This is a genomic window from Aeromonas sp. ASNIH4 (genome assembly GCF_002934425.1).
Lineage (GTDB): Bacteria > Pseudomonadota > Gammaproteobacteria > Enterobacterales > Aeromonadaceae > Aeromonas > Aeromonas hydrophila.
In genome coordinates, this window is the sequence record NZ_CP026217.1 from 3,037,085 (window position 1) to 3,061,382 (window position 24,298).

Below are 24,298 nucleotides of genomic sequence, written 5' to 3' on the forward strand. Positions count from 1 at the left end.
GCCAAGATTGCCCGGGCCAGACCCCAAGTGTTGCAAATAGCGCTGCAAGAACAAGCTGGAGACAATATTTCGATGACGCACGCATCCGTAGTAGATGTGCTGACCGGTAAGTATGCGGTCGGCACCACCCAGACAGTCAAAGGGTGGATCCGGACCCGCCGCGATTCCAAGGCGGGGATCTCATTTTTGGCCATCTCCGATGGCTCCTGTTTCCATCCGGTACAGGCAGTCGTCCCCAATACCCTGGCCAATTACGAGAATGAAGTGCTGCGTCTGACCACGGCTTGCTCGGTGGAAGTGACCGGCCTGGTGGTCGAGTCTCAGGGCAGCGGCCAGGCGTTCGAACTGCAGGCCACCGACGTCAAGGTGGTGGGCTGGGTCGAAGATCCGGATACCTACCCCATGTCCGCCAAGCGTCACAGCATCGAATACCTGCGCGAGCAGGGCCACCTGCGCGCTCGTACCAACGTGGTCGGCGCCGTGACCCGGGTACGCAACTGTCTCTCCCAGGCCATTCACCGCTTCTTCCACGAGCAGGGCTATCTGTGGATCGCCGCGCCGCTCATCACCGCCTCCGACACCGAAGGCGCCGGCGAGATGTTCCGCGTCTCCACCCTGGATATGGAAAACCTGCCGCGCACCCCGCAAGGCAAGGTGGACTATGACAAGGACTTCTTCGGCAAAGAGACCTTCCTGACCGTATCCGGCCAGCTCAACGTCGAAACCTACGCCTGTGCGCTGTCCAAGGTCTACACCTTCGGGCCGACCTTCCGCGCCGAAAACTCCAACACCAGCCGCCACCTGGCCGAGTTCTGGATGGTTGAGCCGGAAGTGGCCTTCGCCGATCTGGAAGACAACGCCGCCCTGGCCGAAGCCATGCTGAAGTATGTCTTCAACGCCGTACTGGCCGAGCGCCGCGACGATCTGGAGTTCTTCGCCCAGCACGTGGACAAGGACGCCATCGGTCGTCTGGAGCGCTTCGTCGCCTCCGACTTCGCCCAGATTGACTACACCGATGCCATCGAAGTGCTGAAAAACTGCGGCAAGAGCTTCGAGTTCCCGGTCTCCTGGGGTATCGACCTCTCCTCCGAGCACGAGCGCTACCTGGCCGAAGAGCACTTCAAGTCCCCGGTGGTAGTGAAGAACTATCCGAAAGACATCAAGGCCTTCTACATGCGTCTCAACGACGACGGCAAGACCGTCGCCGCCATGGACGTACTGGCCCCGGGCATCGGCGAGATCATCGGCGGCTCCCAGCGTGAAGAGCGTCTGGACGTGCTGGATGCCCGTCTGGCCGAAATGGGTCTGAACAAGGAAGACTACTGGTGGTATCGCGACCTGCGCCGCTACGGTACCGTGCCCCACTCCGGCTTCGGTCTGGGCTTCGAGCGCCTGGTGGTTTACGTGACCGGCATGGGCAACGTCCGCGACGTGATCCCCTTCCCGCGCACCCCGCGCACCGCCGAGTTCTGATTACAGTACTTTGCCTTAAAAGCCGACCTCAGGGTCGGCTTTTTGTTGCCCGTCCGGCGGCCGGACGGCCTTGCCAGCACCACAATTAATCACTCTTGCCGCCCTCCGTCATGCCCCCTTGCTGACACACCCGCCCCGCGCCAGCCGTTGAGCCCCATACGCTGCCACTTACTGCCCGCAAAATAACAAAAACGTTAATACGTGGTTTTTATGACGTTAAATCAAAAAGCGATGAGTTATTGAAGTACCTCAAATTTTTGCCCTTTTTTGGCAGGCACAATAACCACTAACCCTTTAGGGCTAAATAAAAAACAGACAATCCCGGTCCATGAGCCCAACACAGCACAGACATGGATTAAATAACGCGAGGTAATGGAATGATCTTGATGGAATTTTTGGTGGTACTCGGCTGCTTGCTGCTGGGTACCCGGTTTGGGGGCATGGGGCTGGGTCTCATCAGCGGCATCGGTCTGTTCCTGCTGACCTTCGTGTTCGGTCTCACCCCGGGCGAACCGCCGGTGCAGGTGATGCTGACCATACTGGCGGTGATCGGCTGCGCCGCGACCCTGCAGACCGCCGGCGGCCTCAACCTGATGATGCAGGTGGCCGAGCGCCTGCTGCGCCGCCACCCCCAGTACATCACCCTGCTGGCGCCGCTCACCACCTGGACCCTCACCTTCCTGTGCGGTACCGGCCACGTGGTCTACACCATGTTCCCCATCATCGCCGACATCGCGCTGCAGAAGAACATCCGCCCGGAACGCCCGATGGCGGTCGCCTCCGTCGCCTCCCAGATGGCGATCTGCGCCTCGCCAGTGTCGGTGGCCGTGGTCTCCATGGTCTCCATCCTGGCGGCCGGTCACGGCATCGGTCAGGCCTACAGTCTGCTCGACATTCTGATGATCGCCATCCCCTCCTCGCTCACCGGGGTCATAGTCGCGGCCCTGTGGAGCCTGCGTCGCGGCAAGGATCTGGACAAGGACGAAGAGTTCCAGGCCAAGATCAAGGATCCGCAGCAGCGTGCCTTCGTCTACGGCGGCGGTGAGACCCTGCTCAACACCAAGTTCCCGAAAGAGGCCTACTGGTCGACCTGGATCTTCTTCGCCGCCATCGCCGCCGTGGTGGTGCTGGGGGCCGACGCCTCCCTGCGCCCTGTGTTCGAAATGGGTGGCAAGACAGGCCCGCTCTCCATGAACCTGGTGATCCAGATGATGATGCTGATCGCCGGCGCCATCATCCTGATGCACTGCAAGGTCAAACCGGGTGACATCTCCAACGGCGCCGTGTTCAAGGCCGGCATGGTGGCGATCTTCTCGGTATTCGGGGTCGCCTGGATGAGCGAAACCTTCTTCCAGGCCCACATGCCGCTGCTGAAAGAAACCCTGGCCCACGTGGTGCAGGCCCAGCCCTGGACCTATGCCCTGGTGCTGTTCCTCATCTCCAAGCTGGTGAACAGCCAGGCAGCAGCCCTGACCGCCATCGCTCCCATGGGGCTGGCGCTGGGTGTGGAGCCCAAGCTACTGATCGCCTTCCTGCCGGCGAGCTACGGCTACTTCGTGCTGCCGACCTACCCGAGCGATCTGGCCTGTATCGGTTTCGACCGCTCCGGCACCACCCGCATCGGCAAGTTCATCATCAACCACAGCTTCATCATTCCGGGTCTGATCGGGGTCGCCACCTCCTGTACCCTGGGTTATCTGCTGACTAGCATACTGCTCTAAGCAACAGGCACCATTCAGTCAGTCCAGCAGGCCCCACCCGGGGGCCTGCTGTTTTGCGCCCTGCCCCATCCCGTTTTGCCAACCGCCCGCACTCTGGGTAGCATGGCCCCTCTTTTCTTTGCGGAATCTCCCCCATGTCTCGCGTCATCGTGCTCTGGAGCGGCGGCAAGGATGCCATGCAGGCCCTCTGCCATGCCCGTGAAGCGGGCCATCAGGTGGTGGCACTGGCTACCTTTGCCCCGCCCGACCCCCGCTTTCTGGCCCATCCCCTGTCACAGGTGCGTCGGCAGGCGGCGGCCCTCGGGCTGCCCCATTTGCTGATCACCATAGAGGCGCCGTTCGATCTCGGTTATGAAACGGCGCTGGCGGCATTGAAAGAGGAGTGGCGCCTGGATGGGGTGGTCACCGGCGATATCGACAGCGTGGGGGGCGCGCCGAACTGGATCCGCGAGCGCTGCCGCCCGCTCGACCTCACCGTCCACACCCCGCTCTGGCAGCAAAGCCGCGAGGCGCTGCTGGCAGACCTGCTGACCCGCGGCATCGTCGCCCACCTCTCCTGCGTCGACACCCGGGTGCTGGCCCCCGAGTGGGTGGGACGCTCGCTCGATACCGCCACCCTGGCCGAGTTGCAGCAACTGGCGGCAAGCCAGGGCTTCGACGCCTGCGGCGAGCAGGGGGAGTACCACACCATGGTGACCGACGGCCCGGGCTTTGCGGCGCCGCTGGCGCTCGGCCACTGGCAGGTTGCCCGTCAGGAGCAGCTTGCCTACCTGCTGGAGGATGAGGGGTAGCAGGACAGCTCGTCTGCACCGGCAGGACAGATAAAAAACGGGAGGCGATGGCCTCCCGTTTTGCTTTTCTTTGACGCTGACCTAGTTGGCCAGCTTGCCCAGCACCCGCTGCAGCAGGCGGATGCGCGGCGCTATGCTCTCCAGCAGCAGGAATTCCGCCTCCGAGTGGAAACCGCCCCCCATGGGGCCGAAGCCATCAAGCGACGGCACGCCTGCGGCGGCGGTGAAGTTGGCATCCGAGCCGCCACCGGCCTCCAGCCAGTTGAAGGAGATCCCCTCCTCTTTCGCCGCCGCCTCCACCAACGCCATCAGCGCCTCGGTGTCGCCACTCGGGCGCATCGCCGGCTTGAAGCTCTGGCGATCCACCTCGACCCGGCAACCGGCAAGGAAGGGGTTGTTGGCCATGAAGGTGAGTCGCGCGTGCACGGCGGCCGCTTCGTCATTGCTCCAGAAGCGCAAGTCGACGATCGCCTCGGCAAAGTCCGGCACCACGTTGACGCCGGTGCCGCCCTGCACCACCCCCACGTTCATGGTGGTGCCGGTATCGAGGTTGACTTGCTCGTTGATGGCCAGCACCCAGTGGGCCAGCTCGGTAATGGCGGAGATCCCCTCGCTCAGCGCCGAGCCGGCGTGGGAGGCCTTGCCGTGGAAGGTGATGCGGTACTTGGCATTGCCCTTGCGGGCGCTGATGAGATCCCCGTTGGGGCGGGCCGCCTCGGCCACCAGCACGCAGCCGCTCTGTTTGGCTTTTTCCACCAGCCACTCTTTGGACCAGGGGGAGCCAATCTCCTCGTCGCAGTTGCAGCAGACCAGCACCTTGAGCTTGGCCAGCACGGCCGGGTCCATCTCTTTGAGGGCATACCAGGTGGAGAGCAGACCGCTCTTCATGTCCGACACACCGGGGCCAAAGGCCTGATTGCCTTCGATTTTCAATGGGCGCTTGGCGGCTGTTCCCTCCGGGAAGACGGTGTCCATGTGGCCCACCAGCATCACGTCGTAGTGGCTGGCGCCGGGGACATTGGTTGCCTCGAGGCAGGGGCCGCACTCGGCGGCAAACTGGTGGCGGGTCACCTGCCAGCCGATAGCCTCATATTTCTCGGTCATGATGTCGGCCACCCGAGCCACCCCGGCCGGGGTACGGGTGCCGCAATCGAGATTGATGAGGGGGGCCAGATCCGCCAGGTAGGCGTCCAGAGAAAAAGCGTTGCGAGATTCTGTCATTGTCATCTCCTGGGACGGGAGGACACACCTCCCGCCCGATGGCCGAATGAAAGGGGCGGACGGACCGTGCCGTCCGCCGTCCGGTTACATAAACAGTAGATAGTTGAGGGTGAGCGCCGTCACCAGCGCCCCCGCCATCGGCACGCAGGTACGCTTGACCACCACGAAGGGGGAGACTTTGGCGATGCCCGCGCAGGCGATCAGCACCGCCGCGATGGGGGAGACGGTGCGGCCGATACTGGAGGCGAGCTGCATCGGCAGCAGCATGGTCACCGCCGGTACGCCGAACTTGGCCGCCACGGCAGGCGCCAGGGTGGAGAAGCTCAGGAATGCCGCGTTGCCCGAGCCCATGATGACCGCCGCCACCATGATGAGACCTACCATCACCAGCGTCATCAGGCCGCTGCCGATACCGGCATTGCTGGCAGAATGCAGCAGGGTGTCGATGGCACCGATGGCCTTGAGAGATTCGGCAAACAGCTCGGCACAGACGATGAGCGCCACCACAGGGCCAAACACCTTGCCCATGCCGTCGAGGAAGCTGGAGAGCCCCGCGAAGGCGGTGCGCACCGAGCGGGTGCGCAGCAGCTCGCAGAGCATGCCGATAAAGACCGACAGCAGCATGGCCACCTCCACGCTGACGCTGATGGTGGTCACCAGCAGCTTGGAGAAAGTCATCATCAGCACGAAGGGGATGATGGGCAGCAGGGCGTACCAGGTGGGCGCAGCTACCGCCTCGGTGCCCTGCTCGTCCAGCTCGGCGTGCTCGCCGCGATGCTGGGCCGGATCCCAGCCATCCTGGCGGTCACAGTGCCGCTGCCAGAAGAAGTGCAGCACCATAGTCACCAGCAGCATGGGGGCCACCAGCCAGATCTGGTAGTCGACGAAATAACTGGTGGGATCCATGCCGGATTGGCCGGCGGAGAAGATGGCGTTGGTCTGGGTCGGGCCGATTTCGAACGCCTGGGAGGTGGCGATGACGCCGCAGGCGGAGGCCGGGCTGATGCCGAGGTTGCGCATCACCGGGTACATGGTGACCATCAACAGCAGGCCAAGGCCGGTGGCGGAGGTGACGAACAGGGAGACAAAGACCGCCACCAGGTAGCAGATGGCCAGCATCAGGTAGCTGGACTGGATGCCCGCCACCGGTTTGACCGCCACCCGCACCAGTGCCTGGGAGGCACCGATATGGGACATGTAGGTGGCAAAGCCGGCCACCGCCATGATGGTGAGGCCGAGCCCCGCCGCCCGGTAGGAGAAGATCCCCTTGAACACCTCGAACAGGTCGAACAGGGCGAAGCCGGTGCTCTTGTCAGCGGGCAGAATGGGGTGCAGTCCCAGCCAGTAGGCGACGGTGAAGATGGCCATGCCGGCCAGCGCCAGCACCGCCTGCGGGTTGTAATCCTTGACGATGCCGTAGACCACGGCCAGCAGTACGAGCAAGACGAAGACGAGTTCCAAATATTCACTCCTGATAAAGTTATCGAGGAGCGGAATCTAGTGGTCTGACCGCGCTTTCCCATTGATCCCCGTCAAGAAAGATGGCTTGATCACACTCCAATGAAATAAAACGCTACACACTTAACAAAAAACAGCAATTTAAACTAAAGGCAAACCTTTAGAATCCCTTTGCCACGCGTTCTGGCGAATAACCTCAGGCTTTTTTGCTTTGGATCAACGTCAGGGGCCAGTGAACTGGCCAAGATGCGCATCGACACACAGCGACCGTTTCGCGCCGGAGAGAGTTATGACAGACCGAGCCAACGCAGGCATGACGACCTGCGACTACAAGCTATGGGACATCCTCGTCGAGTCTGCAAAGGAACGCACCACCATTCGTTACTCCAAGCTGGCCAGGCAGGCCGGGCTGGAGAATTGCCAGGATGAGCTGCGCACGCTGCTGCAACGCATCCGCATGTACTGCACCGAGCACCAGTTGCCGATCCTCTCCGCCATCGTGGTGGACGATGTGGGCAAATATACCGGCCTCTCCTCCAGTCTGCCGGACGCCCCCTGGGAGCGTGCCAAGGTGTTTGACTACCAGTGGCCGGTTGCGCCCTGAGTCATCCACCCCTCACAATAACGCGCCCGCCGGCGCGTTTTGTACTTCTTTGGGCCCCCTTTTCCTGAACCGCAGGCAAAAAAAACCCGCCGAGACGGCGGGTACTAAGCAAGCAACGCTCTGGATGACCAGAGTAAAGAGTTCAGGCTGTCGAATCTTGCCACCTCCGGCACCACGCGAAAGAGGTAACAGGACAATATGGGTTTGCATAAATCGCTGATTTATCCAAGCTTCATGCTGACCATCGACGGGAAATGAGACTAAAGTGAAGGCCCTGCTTAAGGAAATGATTTATTAGTATTCCATTATGCACAGAATGAATTTACGAGGCGTCGACCTCAACCTGCTGGTGGTGCTCAAGGCACTGCTGGAGGAGCGCAACACCACCAAGGCCGCCGAACGGCTCGCCATGAGCCAGCCGGCCGTCAGCCGGGCACTGGCCCGCTTGCGTCTGCTCTATGACGATCCCCTGCTGATCCGCACTCCCCAGGGCATGGAACCCACCGCCCGGGCGGAGGCCTTGCTGCTGCCGCTGCGGGAGATCCTGCACGACATCGAGCAGACCTTCAGCCCGCCCGAGCAGCTCGACCCCGCCCAGTTCGAGGGGGTGCTGCGCATCGGGGCCCACACCTATGTGGAGTACGTGATGATGCCGAGCCTGCTGGCCCGGCTGCAGCAGCAGGCGCCCAACCTGCGCATCCACATGGTACCGCTCAATGCGGACTATGAGAGCCAGCTCGACGAAGGGGTCATCAGCATGGTGATCAGCAAGCAGGACGAGGTGCCCGGTCGTTTTCGCCGCATCCCGCTGTTCGAGGACAAGCTGATCTGCGCCGCCCACCGCAGCCACCCGCTGCAAGGCCAAGTGCTGTGCATCGAGTCCTTCGCCCAGGCCCAGCACCTGCTGGTCGCTCCCCGCGGCAGCGAAGGGGGCATCGTCGATGATCTGCTGGCCGCCCACGGCATGACCCGACACACCCCCTTAATAGTGCAAAGCTTTCTGGCGGCCCCCTTCATCCTGCCGTGCGCGCCTCTGCTGCTCACCTCCCCCGCCCGGGTGCTGCGCCCGCTGATGCCGCTGCTGGATCTGGTGGAGTACGAGACCCGCTTCGCCCTGCCCACCTTCGAAGTGAGCCTCATTCGCCATCGTCGCGACGACAACAACGCCATGCTCAACTGGTTCGAATCCGAATTGCACCTCTGGTGTCGCACCCAGAGCGAACTCTGATGCCCGCCGGCGCGTCCCGCGCCGGGCACTTTTCCCCTCCCCCCAGGCCCGACCAGCGCCTCGCCCCACCTCCCCCATGCGCATCGGCGTTGCCTTGAGATCGCCACAATGCCAGAATCGGTCCTCTTCTTGATTTCCCGTTTCAGGACTCAAGTTTCGGCTTTCCGGGCCCATGCCCGCAGACAAGGACTCCCCATGGCCACCACCCTCTATGGCATCAAGAACTGCGAGCAGTTCTTTGCAAAAGAACCGAAAAAGACAAGTTACCCTTGAGCTTCACAAACAATATTTTTCGGAACTATTTAGTTCAGCTAATCATTCTGAGGTGGTGCAACTAACCCCCCCGTTCCTCTCAACACAATTAGTTTGAGTTGTACGTCGGTTTTTCTGAGCTTCTACACTCTCCCTTTGTTGATCTAGGCGAATATTGTGAATAGCTTCAGCATCATACAATATTTTTTTACATTCATCTTTTTTAGGTTCGGTTGTATTAAAAGCTTTTGTATATGCCTCCCGTTCCAAAGAGTTATCAATATAGTTCACATACCAAGATATATCTGATGTGTATAATCCGAACTGTTGTGGCGATAAGTATTCTTTGCATATCTCCAACGTTTTTGCATATTGCCCCAATGCAGCTGCTGATTCAGGAGAAGAAATATAATCCTTACCAAGGATACCTTCCGTAGCCCCCTTTACATATGAATCAACAAACCCAGATGCACACCCTTGAGTAAACAGTGCACACAATATTGCCGATATAGTTCGGCTATTTACAATCCAATTTGCTGCCATTTATTCTCCCACTGTACAATTCTTTTCTTAGCGATTGCATGGTGTTTTGAAAAGTCATTGTCACGTCGCCTACCATCATGCTCATTTAAATATTTTTCATGATGACAGGCGATGTCGTTTTTCATCCACCACATTGGTACAACATAGAAGTCAGAGTCATCCTTTGATATATCAACAAAAACCCAATACTCATTCTCATTTTTATTTTCACAACATTTTTCGCCATAAGCAATCGAAGTTTGCCATGTTCCACTCATCTTAGCTCTAGTCGTAACACGGTATACTCTGCCATTATCAGAGGTAAAGACTATAGTTCGCCTATTACCAGTTTTGATTGCACGAATGTCTTTAGCACCAAGGGATTTTATTTTTTGATAAACCTTTGAAAATCCAATGTCTTTTGTTTGTTCTTTCAAAACCAACCGCCTTATCAGCTATACGACTAAGAAGTGACATGCTGTTCAACCAAGTCAAACTATTGAGTCGGTTTTGTAACAGCAATCCGATGGATACTCGACACACTGATCCCTAACCGCTTTGCCACTGATGCCTTAGCGATACCCTGTGATAGAAGATGTAGCACCTCCTCCCGCTTCTCCATCGCTGTCGGCTTGCGGCCTTTATAGACCCCTTTTGCCTTCGCCAAGGCGATCCCTTCCGCTTGACGCTCCAGCATGATTTCCCGCTCGAACGTGGCGATGGCTCCGATCATAGTCAGCATTAGCTTACCTGTCGGGGTAGCCGTGTCGATGCCCAAATTCTGAATCTGTAACGTTACCCCTTTAGCGTGTAGCTGGTCTGTGATCTCCAGCAAGTGCCGGGTGTTTCGAGCGAGTCGATCCAGCTTGGTCACTTTGAGTACGTCTCCAGAGCGGACGAATTCGAGCATTGCCTGTAGTTGCGGCCTATCCGTCTTGCTACCGCTGACCTGCTCATGAAAAACTTTTTCACACTCCGCCAGAGCTATCAGTTGCTGCTCCAGCGATTGCCCCGTGGTCGAGACACGGGCATACCCGATGATTGCCATGATGGCCTCCCAATAGGCTCAAGACCCTGCAAGAAAAACGTGTCAAAACTCGAAATCCAACCCGTGTGACAGGGGTTGCCGGGGGGCTTCCGGTCTGTCACACGGGCATGGTCTATTGAGCGTCCGGCTCCTTCGGCGGGGGCGGCGGTGTCTGCATCGAGTTGACGGCCTCCTTGATGAGGACGCCCAAAGCTGCCAGCAGTGCCGCCTCCAACGCTTTCAGTAACGGGTTTCCTTGCTGCTCATTCATACGCCTTCTCCTTGCTGAGTGGCTCCCGACAAGGGGCCAGATGTGATGTATTCCATGCGGTTCTCCGATGGGGTTGGTCTCATCTCGCTTATACCGGCGTAGGGTCTCAATGTTGCCTGCTCGATTTCCTTAAGCTGGTGGGGTTTGGGATTGTTTTTTCAGAGCAGCCAACGGGGCGGGATCGTTGCTATCTTCTTGATTTCTCTCCTTCGGGTGGCTGGTAGGTTCCCCCCTCGGTGCAGTAAATGAGTAGTGAATAGGTGGTGTGTCCATAAGTGGATATATAAATCGGGGTGGCACAGCACACACATCGCACACAACCGCCCGAAAAGCCTATGAACACGTTGTCGGATGTGTCGGTGAGACTCAAATCGGCCAGACACATCACCCCGAAATGTGTCGATCGACAGTCACTCGCGGCGGGGTCAGACGGTGATAGGCCAGATTGCCGCTATGCCTCTGACTCAACCGCCAGCCAAGCCGCTCTGCAATCGCTTTAAGGTCTCGTCCCGGCTGAGCTGGATATCGCAGATACCCGGCTGGATCGCAGGTATAAGCACTCTGGGCAGACTCTCGCGTGATATCAAGATGTCGGCCATCGCCCGGCTTTGCCATAGCCACCAACAGCCCTTGTAGGTACTCCTCAACGCTCAATATGCGTCCCTGAGTCCGGCAAATGGTAACCCACAACTCTTGCTCCTCATGGCGAATCCTGAGCGGTCTGAGGCCCGTCTGCTGCTCGATGTAAGTATCACGCTGCTGGTCTGCTTTACGGTTCACTGGCTCCAGATGCTCTTTTTCGTCAAACTCCAGCAAGTAGGTTTCCTGCCGGGTCGGTTTGTCAAAATACTTTCCGTCTGGGTCGAACCACTGCAAATCTACCCGAAAATCCACCCGGTAAGGGTCGCAATCGAACTGCGGGATCACCTCCATTCGCAAACCCGGTTGCTGCATTTGAAAGTAAGTAACCAGCGGGGCCAAGTATTCCACATAAAATGCAGCCTCATGGCGACTCTGGCCTTCCGCTCGTGGTATCGATTGTCCGGTCAACCGTTCGATTTCCGCTATCAACTCAGCGTTCAGGTGAGAACTGGGGCCATAGGTCAGCACGGCTAAGGCTTGTAAGGGAGTCCACGTCCCCAATCCATTATCCGGTTCGGGAACCTCCGGCAGGTCGAGTCCCCGCACCTGCCGGATGTTGTCTATTGCCCGCCTGACATACTGACTGAATCGCCGAGTGCTTCGTTGGCTGAACCCAGGTATCTGAGATAGCAATGCTTCTGGGTCGATGATTCCTCGGGCAGGTTGGCCAATGAAAATTGCTGTCGTGTTCAATGACGCCTCCTGACAGCTTTTTACTTGGAATATTCCGAGCTCAAATCTTCGAAATCTGGATCTGTACCATCATCATTCTTCTGGAGATTTCGAATGTAATCGCTCATCTCCTGCTGCATAACAGAAGGGTCAACACCATAAGGCGCTTCAGTTTGAGTCTTTCTTACTAGGTAGCTAGACCCGTCATAAATCGAACTCCCCGCCAACCTGTCTTCAAAGATCTGCGTCAATACGCGACTACCATCAATGTCCATATACTCAGCCCACAGATAGCCGCCATCAAAGCGGAATCGAATTTCCTTCAACGCTGTTTTTAGCTGGCCGTTGAATCGTTGGCGTTGCTCCGTACTGCTAAGGTCTTCAGGATCTACGATGTATTTGAGCGTTTTCACTGATAGCTCCCGGCTCATAAGGTCACTTTCAGCTCGTTGAATCTGCTTTTCTAAGGCTTGCGTCTTCTTCTTGCACTGCTCGAACAAGACTCGATAATCCGCATCATTATCGTTATCCAGCACAAGTTGAGCTGCCTTCTTTCTCTTTTGGGTCTCAACCTCTAGCTGAACTCGTAATTCGGCTAGCATGGTTCTAAGAGCGATTGTTTTATCCTCCCCCTCAACCCGTTGCTTCATTACCCTGTTCAGCAAGAACACTGCTTGCAAAAGTTGTGGTTCAACCTTGTCGTAAAGCATGTTCGGTAATTTGCACCCAGCGGTGTTTTGCTTGGGACAAACCAGATAGTTTCTTGGGCTGCCTGCTCGCCCTTTGTTTTGATAACGTAACGACTCGCCACACTGACAGCGAAGTACACCACTGAAGAGATTGTTAAAGGTTCCCTTGCGATAGGAACCACTATGCTTGTTTCTCTTGCTGATAAGGTGTTGCACCTCTTCAAACAGGGCTGGGGAGACTATCGTGGGGTAGTACCCCAAGATTGGCTCATCAGCAGGCACCCGATGGCCGTTCTCTATGACATGTGGCTGGAAAACACCGATCACGGCTTGACTCTTGATAACCGCTTGAATGCCTGCCGGGCGCCAGTCAGCCTCTTTACCGAATGTTTTGTAGCCCTTTTCTAGGAAAACCTTAGCAATCTGCTCATAGCCACAACCTGACTTCGCCATTTCAAACATCTCGTTCACTATGGCCACTCGTTCGGGGATAGGGACGATCTGCTCCCCATCCCTAGTGAGCCACGAAGGTAAACGGGAGTTAGCTATCACTTTGTTGTTCTTTCTTGCCTGCTCACGGCCATTTGACCATGCTGCACGGCTCCGACGGCTTTTCATCTCTGACTCATCATTAGCACGGGCCATGTAGACGATTGAGACTATCAACTTGGTGAAGTCCACCTGACCTCTACGAAAGACCTGCTTATCGGAGAGGGTTACAATGACGATCCCTGCCCTCACAATAGCTAGGAACTGTTCAAGGGCCTCTTCTACTGCCTGCCTGCTCAGACGGTCTACTGACTCAACCAGCAAGTAAGACCCCTGCTCAATCTCACCGTGCTTCACAGCATCAACGAAGCGGCCTAACGCCCCTTCAGTCATGTTGGCACCACGAAATGCACTCGTGCCGAAATCATCAATCGTCTTGTCATCAAGCTGGAGATTGTGCTCAGCACAGTAATCCATTGCCTGCTGAAGCTGGCGGCGATAACTATCTCCTTGCGCCTGCTTGGGGGTACTGAATCGAATATAGGAATAGGCTTTCACGGGGTGACTCATGGCAACTCCTTTGCTGTTGGCTCACATCGGAAGCAAGTGAGCATGGCTGAAAATTAGGATGGGATGAGCCTACCAGTAAATCGGCACTTTACACAACATTCGATCAAAGTTATTTTTGCCGAAAATGCCACGTTGTAGAAAAACCAGCCCACAGCCAGACGACCAGCCCAAGGCCGCCGGATTTCCCTGCATAGTGATCGCCTGTATGCTATGGCCCATTGAACGGAACACGGTGAACTCCATGGAAAACAAGACCGAATGCAAAGTTGTGCTCTACGGCATTTCCCCCAAAAACTGCGACACCATCAAGAAAGCCCGCAAGTGGCTGGAGCAGGCCGGCATCGACTACCGCTTTCACGACCACCGTGCCGACGGCCTGAACCCGGCCGACCTCGACCGCTGGCTGAGCCAGCTCGGCTGGGAGGCACTGCTCAACAGCCGCGGCACCACTTTTCGCACCCTGCCGGACGAGGCCAAACAGGGGCTCGACACCGCCAAGGCGCGTGCCCTGTTGCTGGAGCACCCGGCCATGATCAAGCGCCCGCTGCTGGACCGAGACGGTGAGCTGACCCTGGGCTTCAAGGCCGATCACTACCAATCCCTCTTCTCTCGTTAAACTTTTTTGCTAAGGAACGCTGATGTCGGATGTCATCGCACTGGCCAAGGATCTGATCCGCCGCCCCTCCGTTACCCCGCTGGATGAAGGGTGCCAGACCCTGATGGCGGAGCGCCTCGCCAAGCTCGGCTTCGTCATCGAGCCCATGGTGTTCGAAGACACCACCAACCTCTGGGCCCGCCGCGGCAGCGAGGGGCCATTGTTCTGCTTCGCCGGCCACACCGACGTGGTGCCCGCCGGCCCGCTGGACAAATGGCACACCCCGCCGTTCGAGCCGACCATCCAGGATGGCGTGCTCTACGGCCGTGGCGCCGCCGACATGAAGGGCTCGCTGGCCGCCATGGTGGTGGCGGTCGAGCGCTTTGTCGCCGAGCATCCGGATCACTCCGGTTCCATCGCCTTCCTTATCACCTCCGATGAAGAGGGGCCCTTCATCAACGGCACCACCCGGGTGATCGACACCCTGGAAGCGCGCCACGAGAAGATCACCTGGTGCATCGTCGGCGAGCCCTCCTCCACTGCCGTGGTCGGGGACGTGGTGAAGAACGGCCGACGCGGCTCCATCACCGGCGATCTGCTGGTACGCGGGGTGCAGGGCCATGTCGCCTACCCCCATCTAGCGGACAACCCCATTCACAAAGCCGCGCCAGCGCTGGCGGAGCTCGCCGCGACCGTGTGGGATGAGGGCAACGCCTACTTCCCCCCCACCAGCTTCCAGATCGCCAACATCTCGGCGGGCACCGGCGCCTCCAACGTCATTCCCGGCGAATTGCACGTCCAGTTCAACTTCCGCTTCAGCACCGAGCTCACCGATGCCATGATCCGTGAGCGGGTCGAAGCCCTGCTGGACAGGCACGGTCTGGATTACCAGCTCGACTGGACCCTCTCCGGCCAGCCCTTCCTCACCGACACCGGCAAGCTGCTGGTGGCGGCGGTCTCCGCCATCGAGGCGGTGAACGGCCAGCAGCCGGCCCTGCTCACCACGGGGGGAACGTCCGATGGGCGCTTTATCGCCCCCACCGGCGCCGAAGTGATCGAGCTGGGCCCGGTCAACGCCACCATCCACAAGGTGAACGAGTGCGTGAAGGCGGACGATCTCGATCTGCTGGCAGACATGTACCAAGGGGTGCTCGCGAGGTTGCTGGCATGACCCAGGAGCAACTGCTGGGGTTGGATGAAGGTCACCTCATCCTGGTGGGGCAAGGCCCGCACCGGCTGACGGCCGCCACCGCGGCGGCCTTCAACGACATGCAGGTGGCCGCCGCCCACGCCGGTTTCAACCTGCAGCCCGCCTCCAGCTGGCGGGGCTTTGATCGCCAGCTCGCCATCTGGAACGGCAAGTGGCGCGGCGAGCGGCCGCTGCTCGATGCCCACAGCCAGCCCATCGACGCCCTGCAACTGAGCGACGAGGAGCGCCTCCACGCCATCCTGCACTGGAGCGCCCTGCCCGGCACCAGTCGCCACCACTGGGGCACCGATCTCGACATCTACGACCCGGACTGCCTGCCCGCCGGCACTAGGCTGGCGCTGGAGCCCTGGGAGTATGAAGCCGGGGGCTGGTTCGCCGACTTGAGCGAGTGGCTTGAGGATCGCATGAACGACTTCGGCTTCTTCCTGCCCTATGCCAAACCGGTCGGTGCCGGCAGCGGTGTCGCCTACGAGCCCTGGCACATCAGCTTTGCGCCTGAGTCCCGTGAGCAGCGGCTCGACCCGGCGGCGCTGGCACTTTGCCTGCAACAGGCGGATATTGAAGGCAAGGCGACCATACTGGCCAACCTCGACGAGATCCTGGCCCGCTATGTCACCCTGGCCACCGACGAAAGGAGTAGCACATGAACCTCTGGCTCTGGATAGGCTTGCCACTGCTCTTCCTGCTCGGCCTGTTTCTCAACGCCATCAAGGACATGAAGCGACTGGAGAAAGAGCTGCCCCGCTACAAGGACAAGATCCGGGAAGTGAAGGACGACGAGGACGACTGACTCGAGTCCGCCGACAGGGGCACCCACGGGTGCCCCTGTCGCTATCTGCCCACTTTGTGAACATGGTCACGTTGCTCATCGCGCTGGCGACGCCGGCGACCCCCTTTTGATGGCCAGAACCCTTCGCAGCCATGACACCGAAAATGTAAAAAACTGCAAATAAATGCACAATTAAGCCACACCGAGCCCAACAAACTGCATATAATGTGCCTGATTTGCATTTTGACAGAAGGAGTTCGCCATTGGATGCCGTCACCATCAACAGTTTTTTCCTCGTCGCGGCCTTGTTGGTGGGCGCCAGTGTCCTGTTGAGCGCGCTCTCCTCCCGTCTCGGTATCCCCATCTTGGTGATCTTCCTCGCCGTCGGCATGCTGGCCGGTGAAGATGGCCCCGGCGGCATCCACTTCGCCGACTACTCCATCGCCTATCTGGTGGGCAACCTGGCGCTCGCCATCATCCTGCTCGATGGCGGCATGCGCACCCGGGTCTCCTCGTTTCGGGTGGCGCTCTGGCCCGCGCTGTCGCTGGCCACGGTCGGGGTGGCCATCACCACCGGCCTCACGGGCCTCGCCGCCGCCTGGCTGTTTGACCTCAACCTGATGCAGGGGATGCTGATCGGCGCCATTGTCGGCTCCACCGATGCGGCGGCGGTCTTCTCCCTGCTCGGCGGGCGCAGCCTCAACGAGCGGGTCAGCGCCACCCTGGAGATAGAATCGGGCAGCAACGACCCTATGGCGGTGTTTCTCACCGTCACCCTGATCGAGGTGCTAGCCAGCGCCCAGCAGGACCTCAACGCCGGCTTTCTGCTGCTGCAGCTGCTCAAGCAGTTCGGGCTGGGCGCCGGCATCGGCCTTGGCGGCGGCTGGCTGCTGTGGAAACTCATCAACAGCGCCAAGCTGGCCCCCGGCCTCTACCCGCTGCTCACCGTCAGCGGCGGCCTGCTCATCTTCGCCCTCACCACGGCGGTGGGCGGCAGCGGCATCCTCGCCATCTATCTCACCGGTCTCTTGCTCGGCAACCTCTCCCTGCGCAGCCGCAGCACCACCTTGTCGGTGCTGGACGGCCTGACCTGGCTCAGCCAGATCGGCATGTTCCTGGTGCTGGGGCTGCTCGCCTCCCCCCACAAGCTGCTGCCCATCGCCCTGCCGGCGCTGGCGCTGGCCATGTGGATGATCCTGTTCGCCCGCCCCATCTCGGTCTGGATCGGGCTGCTGCCGTTCAAGAACTTCGCTCCACGCGAGCGCTGGTTCATCTCCTGGGTCGGCCTGCGTGGCGCCGTGCCGATCATTCTGGCGGTGTTCCCCATGATGGCGGGGCTGCCCAACGCCCAGCTCTACTTCAATGTCGCCTTCTTCGTGGTGCTGGTTTCACTCATCTTGCAGGGCAGCTCGCTGCCGCTGGCCTCCAGGCTGGCGCGGGTGGAAGTGCCGGCCCCCCCCTCGCCCATCAACCGCTCCGGGCTCGAGATCGATCTCGACAGCCAGTGGGAGACCTTCGTCTATCGCCTGAGCGACGAGAAGTGGTGCATCGGCTCGCCGCTGCGGGATCTGCGCATGCCCAAGGGCACCCGCATCTGCGCCCTGTTCCGGGATCAGGAACTGCTGCACCCCTCGGGCAGTACCTGCCTGCAATCCGATGACATCCTCTGCGTCATCGGCCACGAGCGCGACCTGCCCGCCCTCGGCCAGCTGTTCAGCCAGGCGCCGGAGCAGGATCTGGGCCCGCGCTTCTTCGGTGACTTCCTGCTGGAGGCGGCCGCCAACCTGGTGGATCTCGCCCCCCTGTACGGGCTGGATGTGAGCGAGGTGGCGGATCAGACCCTTGGCCATTTCATTGCCCACCAGTTGGGCGATAATCTGGTGGTCGGCGACCACGTCGAATGGCAGGGACTGATCTGGACCGTGGCCGAAATGGACGAGGGTGAGCCCCGCAAGATCGGGGTGCGCTTTCTGGAAGAAGATCCGGTCTGATCGTCGTTGTCTGCCTCGTCCTCTGCGAGAAGGGAGTTACCTATGCCTTACCAAACCCTGTTGTCCGGCTTGCAACCCCCTTCGCCCCAGCTGGGGGTGATCGAGGGCTTCTTTGGCAAGGGCTGGAGCTGGGAAGCCCGCGCCCGCTATGCCCAGTGGCTGCCCCGCCACGGTTACGGCTTCTATCTCTATGCCCCCAAGGAAGATGGCTACCTGCGCAAGCACTGGGCCAAGCCTTGGCCTGCCGCCCAGCTCGAGGCGCTGCGCCAGCTCGCCCGCCAGTGCCGCGACAACGGCCTCGCCTTCGGGGTGGGCCTGAGCCCCATGGGCGCGCACCACGACTATGCCCGCCAGCGGCCGGCCCTGCTGGAAAAGGTGCGGCTCATCGAGGAGGAGCTCAAACCCGACATCCTGGCCGTGCTGTTTGACGACATGAAGGGGGATACCCCGGATCTCGCCCACTGGCAGCTCACCATCGCCCACGACATCGCGGCCCACACCCGCGCAGGCCGCTTGCTCTTCTGCCCCAGCTACTACTCGACGGACCCCGTGCTGGAGAAGGTGTTCGGCGCCATGCCGCCCCACTATCTGCAGGATCTGGGGCAGGGGCTGGACAAGCGTTTTGAGATCTTCTGGACCGGCCCCAAAGTCTGCTCCAGCGACTATCCGGCGGCCCACCTCAAGCAGGTGGCCGAGTGGCTGCATCGCAAGCCGTTCCTGTGGGACAACTACCCGGTCAACGACGGCAGCAAGGCCAGCAGCTTCCTGCACCTGCGCGCCTTCGAGAACCGTCCGGCGGAACTCGCCGAGCTGACCTCGGGCCACGCGGTCAACCCCATGAAGCAGGCGGCGCTGTCGGTGCTGCCGCTGGCCACCCTGCCGATGAGCTACAAGCTCGGCAAGCAGTACGATCCGGACAAGGCGCTGCACGCCTCCCTCAATGCCACCTGCGGCCCGCAGATCTCCGCCATGATCCAGGCCGATCTGCCGCTGTTTCAGGACATAGGGCTGGCCCAGCTGACCCCTGAGCAGGTGGCCCATCTCAAGGCCCGCTACCTGCCGTTTCGCGACCAAGCCTGCGTCGGCGAGATCCTGCGCTGGCTGGATGGCGAATACGTATTCGACCCGGACTGCCTGACCGACTGACCCTCACCACAGAGACCCTGCCACAGGAGGCTGCATGGATGCGTCCCTGATTTACCAGAACCTGGCGGTGATCGCCGCCTTTCTGCTGGTCTACAGCCTGATCGCCGGGCGCTTTGAATCGCGCCTCGTCAACGGCCCCCTGCTGTTTCTGCTGATGGGCTGGCTGCTGGGGCCGGGCGGCATCGAGCTGCTCTCCCTCTCCATCGACAGCGACGGCATCAAGCTGTTGGCGGAGCTGACCCTGGTCATCGTGCTGTTCAGCGACGCGGCCAACACCAACTGGCAGGTGCTGCTGGCCAACCGCGCCCTGCCCATCCGGCTGCTGCTGATCGGCCTGCCGCTCACCCTGGCGGCCGGCGCCCTGTTCGGTCACTGGCTCTTCCCCGATTTGCCGCTGCTGGAGATGGCGATCCTCTCCACCATACTCGCCCCCACCGATGCGGCACTCGGCAAGGCGGTGGTGAGCAACCCGGCAGTGCCCGCCCCCATCCGGGAGGGGCTCAACCAGGAGAGCGGCCTCAACGACGGCATCTGCGTGCCTGTGCTGCGCCTGCTGCTCGCCCTCATCGCCCCCACCGAGCAGCACAGCGGTACCGGCCTGCTGGCACTCACCTTGCTGCTGGAGGAGATCGGCATCGGCCTGCTGGTGGCCTGGGGGCTGACCAGCCTCACCCTGCGCCTGCTCAAGATCTCCTATCTCAACGGCTGGCAGCTGCCGCTATGGCGCCAGCTCACCATGCCGGGGCTGGCCCTGCTCTGCTTCGCGCTGGCCCAGACCCTGGGCGGCAGCGGCTTCATCGCCGCCTTCGTCGGCGGCCTGCTGATCGGCCGCAAACTGGGGGAGCACAAGCACGCCTATCTGGACAGCTGCGAGGGGTACGGCGATCTGCTCTCGGTGGTGATCTGGATGGTGTTCGGCGCCACCCTGATGCCCATGCTGACGGAGCTGCTGCACTGGCAATACTGGCTCTATGCCGCCGCCAGCCTCACCCTGCTGCGCATGCTGCCGGTCTGGCTGAGCCTGTTCGGCACCGGCCTCAAGCTTGAACTCAAGCTCTTCATCGGCTGGTTTGGGCCACGGGGGCTGGCTAGCATCGTCTTTGCGGTGATGGTGCTGCAAAATGAGCCGGCCCTCCTCGGCCAGCGCCCCATCATCGCCACCGTGCTCTGCACCATCATACTGAGCGTCATCCTGCACGGTCTCACCGCCAATCCCTGGGTCGCCCGCTTCAAACCCCGTTGAGGAAGCACCGCCAACAAAAGAGAAGCCCCGGGCACTGTCCGGGGCTTTCTTTTATCGGACGCAAGGCGTCCATCTCGGCCAGGGCCCTCCCTAGGAGCTCGAGTCCTCGGCCTGAGGCCGATAGACCAGGATCCCCGGCTTGTTCTGCACGTACTCCAGGAAGGGGGAGTCCACCACCTGCATCTTGCTCGAGAGGGAGGAGGCATTGCGCAGCACGGGGCCGTTCTCGCCACGGATGAAGATGCCGGTATGGGTCACGTCGAGCCCGGCGAGATCGGTGTAGATGCCGATGTAGTCCCCCTCTTCCAGCAGACTCAGGGTGTTCTCGTCGATGCTGGCGGAGGGAATGTAGGTGATGTCCCGCGCCGTCACCCCCAGCCCCGGAATGTAGTGGCCGCCGTCGGCCTTCTGGTTGAGCAGCTTGGCGGTGGTCACCGCGGCGCCCCCCACCAGATGGGTCACGTCGTTCACCTTGTTGTCGCCATGCACCCAGTCGGAGAAGAAGTGCTTTCTGGTCAGGTAGTTGACCTCACCGTTCACGTAACGAGTGTGCATCAGGTTCTCGATGAAGTGATGCACACTCGTTGCGCGACGCAGCGACTCGACATAATCCAGATAGGTGAAGCAATCGAGCCCGCCAAAATCCACCACCAGCTGCTCCTGGGTATCGCTCGAGCCGATCAGCCGGTTGGCGACGTAGGGGTTGCCCAGAAAGAGTCCGGAGAAATCCCTGATCGACTGACCCGGCGCCCCCTGCTGACGGGCAAACAGCTCGATAAGCTGCGGCTCCTTGATGTTGTAAAAATCGAGGTTTCTCTCTTTGCCGGCGACTGCCGCGCCGGCAAACAGCAGCAATGCAATACTGGTCAGCCTCATCATCCTTAAATCTCCTTGCTCGGAATGTTAATAAACGGACCCTGTGCACTCTCTCGCAGGCGCAAGAGAATGCCATTCGAGACTGACGGCATCCCGGCCGTTTGCAAACCGGATAAATGTAAGCAAATGTGGCCGACCTTCCCCATCCCGCCTTGGCGACCGTATTCATGGTCGGTCCTTGTATCCGCAGACATCACGAAAAAGCCCCGCTGGGCGGGGCTTTTCGGCAGAGTCAGGCCAGCTGGCAAGCGATGGCATCAACCCAGCGCCAGCCAGACCCCGACACCGAACATCAGGGAGCCGGCAATCCGGTTCATCAGGGTGACGTTGCCGCTCTTGGCAAGGAAGTGGCGCAAGGTGCGGCCACCGCTGGCGTAGAGCAGCAGGCAGGAGAACTCGATGACCAGGATCAGGGCCACCAGGGCACTGATCTGCGGTGCCATCGGCTTGGCCGCGTTGATGAAAGGGGGCAGTAGGGAGACCATGAAGGCCCACCCCTTGGGGTTGGCGATAGCGGTGACGAAACCCTGCATGGCCAGCGCCAGGGGACGGGTCTCCTGGGCCGCCGACAGATCCGCCGGGATGGCCAGCTTGCCTTTGGCCTGCCACATCTGGATGCCGAGCCAGATGAGATAGGCGCCGCCCACGTATTTGAAGGCGGCAAACAGCGCCGGGTAGTTGAGCATGACGGCCGCCACCCCGATCACCGACAGTACCGACACCAGGCCGACCCCGATGAGCTCCCCCCACATCATGTGCAGGGTGCGGCGTACCCCCAGACTCATGCCGAGGGTCATCGCCAGGGTCATGCACATGCCGGGGGTCACGGAGACAAAAAAGAACGTGGGAATAAACAGCGCCAGAATGGCGGGATCGATCCAGTCGGACACACTACACCTCCATGGTAACAGACCGACGATCTTGCCTATCACATTCATTTAACACAAGAAAAAACCTTTTCGTTCAGCATGATTTCAGCCATAAAAACCTGTGACAAGGTTTGTCGCGCCTGTGTAAGATGCCGCCTTGTTCCTCTTCTGGGCCAGGATCTTTCATGTCATTGAATAATCTCTCTATCCGTCTGCAAGTACTCATTCCTCTCCTGCTCGCCAGCCTGCTGATGATCCTGATGATCGGGATCGGCAAGCAGGACATCGACAGCGCCATCGGCGACATGAACGACACCACCGTCAGCGTGACCCGTCACAAGGACGACATCGCCACCCTGATCCACGCCACCTACCGGCTGCGCACCACCGCCATCTATGGCCTCTACGACTCCGAACGCTTTGCCACGCTGCCCGGTGATCTGACCGCCGCCGAGCAGGAGATCGGTACCATCCTGGCCAGACTGGTCATCACCGGCGCCGAGCAGGACAACAGCCGGGTGGCGGCCGCCCTGCAGGCTTACCTCGGCCACACCCGCAACAACATGCTGCCGCAGCTGGCCGCCAAGCACCAGGGCAGCGGCGATCCCGCCGCCTATGAGCAGGCCCGTCTGCGCTTTCGCGAGCTGGGGGAAGATCTCATCAAGCAGATCGATGCCATGTCGGCCCATATCAACCAGCTGATCCAGGATGAGATCGCCCAGGAGCAGGCCCACTACCACGCCACCCTGCTGCGCACCCTGCTGCTGATGGGGGCTGCACTGCTGGCAGCCCTGTTTGGTGGCTGGTGGCTCTCCGGCCGGATAGTGCGCCCCATCGGCCAGCTGCAGCAGGTGATGCGCGCCGTGGCCCAGGGCCGCTTCAACGTGCGTGCCACCGCCGACGGCGACAACGAGCTGAGCCAGCTGGCCGCCGACATCAACCAGACCCTGACCCAGCTTGGCAACACCATCCAGACTCTGACCGGCATCAGCGGCAACGTGGCCTCCGCCGCCACCGAGCTCGCCGCCGTGATGACCCAGTCCGAAGCCAACGCCCAGCAGCAGCGCAGCGAGACCGAGCAGGTGGCCTCCGCCGTCACCGAGCTGGCCAGCACCGCTGACAACGTCAACCACAACGCCGCCCTGGCCGATGAACTGGCACGCGATGCCAACGACAGGGTCGAGCAGGGGCTGACGCTGTTTGCCGAGAGCATCCAGGCCAACAGCCGCATGGCGGGCAGCCTCGAGAGCGCCGCCGCGCAGGTGGCCCAACTCAAGTCCCAGTCCGAGCAGATCGGCAAGGTGATCGAGGTTATTCAGGGGATTTCGGAGCAGACCAATCTGTTGGCGCTCAACGCCGCCATCGAGGCCGCCCGCGCCGGCGAAACCGGCCGCGGCTTTGCGGTGGTGGCCGACGAGGTACGCATGCTGGCGGCCCGCACCCAGGACTCCACCAAGGAGATCCAGGCCATCATCGAGCAGTTGCAGAGCCAGTCCCAGTCGGCCAATAGCGGCGTGCAGGAGACCCTCGCCATCCTGGCCCACAACCAGCAGCTCTCCGGCGAGGTGCAGGCGCTGCTGGGCGGCATCACCGAAGCGGTCAACCAGATCAACGGCGCCAACGCCCAGGTGGCCACCGCCGCCGAGGAGCAGTCCTGCGTCACCGCCGACATCAACCGCAACATCACCAACATCCACGAGATCGTCAACCAGAACGCGGCCGGCATCAGCCAGAGTGCCGCCGCCAGTCACGAACTGTCACAGCTCGCCGAGCAGCAGCGCAAGCAACTGGCCCAGTTCCAGCTGTAACCACGCCCTCATGAGTGCAGACCAAGGCCCCGGATCCGGGGCCTTGCTGTTAATGAAGCTGACGGCTTGTTATTGTTTTAAACGCTCTTTTTTATAACATGGCTTCATTGGGGGCTGGGCTACCTCACCAAATGTGGGTATGGTAGAGGCACGTCACTCCC

General features: G+C 60.4%; 23 protein-coding genes. 13 read left to right on the forward strand and 10 right to left on the reverse strand.

Annotation, left to right across the window (positions count from 1 at the left end):
• The first annotated feature begins 72 nt into the window (after positions 1-72).
• From asnS to C2U40_RS13920, 3 genes are all read left to right on the forward strand, one after another.
• Positions 73-1,473, forward strand: a complete 1,401-nt coding sequence (asnS, locus tag C2U40_RS13910) for an asparagine--tRNA ligase (RefSeq protein ID WP_029303492.1) — start codon at positions 73-75, stop codon at positions 1,471-1,473.
• A 377-nt stretch (positions 1,474-1,850) separates the two neighbouring features.
• Positions 1,851-3,194: an anaerobic C4-dicarboxylate transporter gene (locus C2U40_RS13915; protein WP_103829175.1), complete on the forward strand. Its 1,344-nt coding sequence runs from the start codon at positions 1,851-1,853 to the stop codon at positions 3,192-3,194.
• A 134-nt stretch (positions 3,195-3,328) separates the two neighbouring features.
• Complete coding sequence (locus C2U40_RS13920; RefSeq protein WP_103829174.1) at positions 3,329-3,985, forward strand: hypothetical protein; 657 nt, start codon at positions 3,329-3,331, stop codon at positions 3,983-3,985.
• Between the two features lie 81 nt (positions 3,986-4,066).
• On the opposite strand, the gene C2U40_RS13925 is transcribed toward C2U40_RS13920, so the two are convergent.
• Positions 4,067-5,206: a M20 family metallopeptidase gene (locus C2U40_RS13925; RefSeq protein WP_103829173.1), complete on the reverse strand. Its 1,140-nt coding sequence runs from the start codon at positions 5,204-5,206 to the stop codon at positions 4,067-4,069.
• An 84-nt stretch (positions 5,207-5,290) separates the two neighbouring features.
• Entirely contained in the window at positions 5,291-6,667 is a 1,377-nt protein-coding gene (gene dcuC / locus C2U40_RS13930) for a C4-dicarboxylate transporter DcuC (protein ID WP_103829172.1), read from the reverse strand.
• A 286-nt stretch (positions 6,668-6,953) separates the two neighbouring features.
• On the opposite strand from dcuC, the gene C2U40_RS13935 reads away from it, so the two are divergent.
• Together C2U40_RS13935 and C2U40_RS13940 are read left to right on the forward strand one after the other, a co-directional pair.
• A complete protein-coding gene (locus tag C2U40_RS13935; protein WP_024943845.1) occupies positions 6,954-7,268 on the forward strand; it encodes a hypothetical protein in 315 nt (104 codons plus the stop codon).
• 316 nt (positions 7,269-7,584) lie between these two features.
• Positions 7,585-8,496 (forward strand): LysR family transcriptional regulator, encoded by a 912-nt coding sequence (locus C2U40_RS13940; protein WP_005298997.1) that lies wholly within the window; start codon positions 7,585-7,587, stop codon positions 8,494-8,496.
• 315 nt (positions 8,497-8,811) lie between these two features.
• Here the strand turns inward: C2U40_RS13940 and C2U40_RS26095 are convergent, their stop codons facing one another.
• The 6 genes from C2U40_RS26095 to C2U40_RS13960 all read right to left on the reverse strand — a co-directional run bounded on the left by C2U40_RS26095 (position 8,812) and on the right by C2U40_RS13960 (position 13,630).
• Entirely contained in the window at positions 8,812-9,291 is a 480-nt protein-coding gene (locus C2U40_RS26095) for a hypothetical protein (protein ID WP_146054382.1), read from the reverse strand.
• Entirely contained in the window at positions 9,270-9,707 is a 438-nt protein-coding gene (locus tag C2U40_RS13945; protein WP_199773217.1) for a hypothetical protein, read from the reverse strand. The genes C2U40_RS26095 and C2U40_RS13945 overlap by 22 nt, the downstream gene beginning before the upstream one ends.
• Positions 9,708-9,766: 59 nt before the next feature.
• Positions 9,767-10,318 carry a recombinase family protein gene (locus C2U40_RS13950; RefSeq protein ID WP_103828906.1) on the reverse strand — a complete coding sequence of 184 codons (552 nt, stop codon included), beginning with the start codon at positions 10,316-10,318 and terminating at the stop codon, positions 9,767-9,769.
• 112 nt (positions 10,319-10,430) lie between these two features.
• The gene (locus tag C2U40_RS26100; RefSeq protein WP_010674054.1) at positions 10,431-10,568 is read right to left on the reverse strand and encodes a hypothetical protein; all 138 of its coding nucleotides are present in this window, start codon (positions 10,566-10,568) and stop codon (positions 10,431-10,433) included.
• 384 nt (positions 10,569-10,952) lie between these two features.
• Entirely contained in the window at positions 10,953-11,903 is a 951-nt protein-coding gene (locus C2U40_RS13955; RefSeq protein WP_103828907.1) for a hypothetical protein, read from the reverse strand.
• A 20-nt stretch (positions 11,904-11,923) separates the two neighbouring features.
• Positions 11,924-13,630, reverse strand: coding sequence for a recombinase family protein (locus tag C2U40_RS13960; protein ID WP_103828908.1), 1,707 nt, complete (start codon positions 13,628-13,630; stop codon positions 11,924-11,926).
• 241 nt (positions 13,631-13,871) lie between these two features.
• Here C2U40_RS13960 and C2U40_RS13965 point away from each other — a divergent pair, with 241 nt between their 5' ends.
• The 7 genes from C2U40_RS13965 to C2U40_RS13995 all read left to right on the forward strand — a co-directional run bounded on the left by C2U40_RS13965 (position 13,872) and on the right by C2U40_RS13995 (position 20,584).
• Positions 13,872-14,246 carry an ArsC family reductase gene (locus tag C2U40_RS13965; protein WP_103828922.1) on the forward strand — a complete coding sequence of 125 codons (375 nt, stop codon included), beginning with the start codon at positions 13,872-13,874 and terminating at the stop codon, positions 14,244-14,246.
• A gap of 22 nt (positions 14,247-14,268) precedes the next feature.
• Positions 14,269-15,396: a succinyl-diaminopimelate desuccinylase gene (gene dapE, locus C2U40_RS13970; RefSeq protein WP_103828909.1), complete on the forward strand. Its 1,128-nt coding sequence runs from the start codon at positions 14,269-14,271 to the stop codon at positions 15,394-15,396.
• Complete coding sequence (locus C2U40_RS13975) at positions 15,393-16,082, forward strand: M15 family metallopeptidase (RefSeq protein WP_103828910.1); 690 nt, start codon at positions 15,393-15,395, stop codon at positions 16,080-16,082. Before dapE ends, C2U40_RS13975 begins: the two co-directional genes overlap by 4 nt.
• Positions 16,079-16,225: a hypothetical protein gene (locus tag C2U40_RS13980; RefSeq protein WP_005298986.1), complete on the forward strand. Its 147-nt coding sequence runs from the start codon at positions 16,079-16,081 to the stop codon at positions 16,223-16,225. Before C2U40_RS13975 ends, C2U40_RS13980 begins: the two co-directional genes overlap by 4 nt.
• 242 nt (positions 16,226-16,467) lie before the next feature.
• Positions 16,468-18,195, forward strand: a complete 1,728-nt coding sequence (locus C2U40_RS13985; protein ID WP_011705375.1) for a potassium/proton antiporter — start codon at positions 16,468-16,470, stop codon at positions 18,193-18,195.
• A 42-nt stretch (positions 18,196-18,237) separates the two neighbouring features.
• Positions 18,238-19,341: a beta-N-acetylglucosaminidase domain-containing protein gene (locus C2U40_RS13990; protein ID WP_049049209.1), complete on the forward strand. Its 1,104-nt coding sequence runs from the start codon at positions 18,238-18,240 to the stop codon at positions 19,339-19,341.
• Between the two features lie 34 nt (positions 19,342-19,375).
• Positions 19,376-20,584: a cation:proton antiporter gene (locus C2U40_RS13995; RefSeq protein WP_103828911.1), complete on the forward strand. Its 1,209-nt coding sequence runs from the start codon at positions 19,376-19,378 to the stop codon at positions 20,582-20,584.
• A 90-nt stretch (positions 20,585-20,674) separates the two neighbouring features.
• Here the strand turns inward: C2U40_RS13995 and C2U40_RS14000 are convergent, their stop codons facing one another.
• A complete protein-coding gene (locus tag C2U40_RS14000) occupies positions 20,675-21,463 on the reverse strand; it encodes a DUF1460 domain-containing protein (RefSeq protein WP_077097837.1) in 789 nt (262 codons plus the stop codon).
• A gap of 254 nt (positions 21,464-21,717) precedes the next feature.
• Positions 21,718-22,350, reverse strand: a complete 633-nt coding sequence (locus tag C2U40_RS14005) for a LysE family translocator (protein WP_011705371.1) — start codon at positions 22,348-22,350, stop codon at positions 21,718-21,720.
• Positions 22,351-22,514: 164 nt separating this feature from the next.
• Here C2U40_RS14005 and C2U40_RS14010 point away from each other — a divergent pair, with 164 nt between their 5' ends.
• Positions 22,515-24,137: a methyl-accepting chemotaxis protein gene (locus tag C2U40_RS14010; protein WP_103828912.1), complete on the forward strand. Its 1,623-nt coding sequence runs from the start codon at positions 22,515-22,517 to the stop codon at positions 24,135-24,137.
• Positions 24,138-24,298 lie beyond the last annotated feature (161 nt).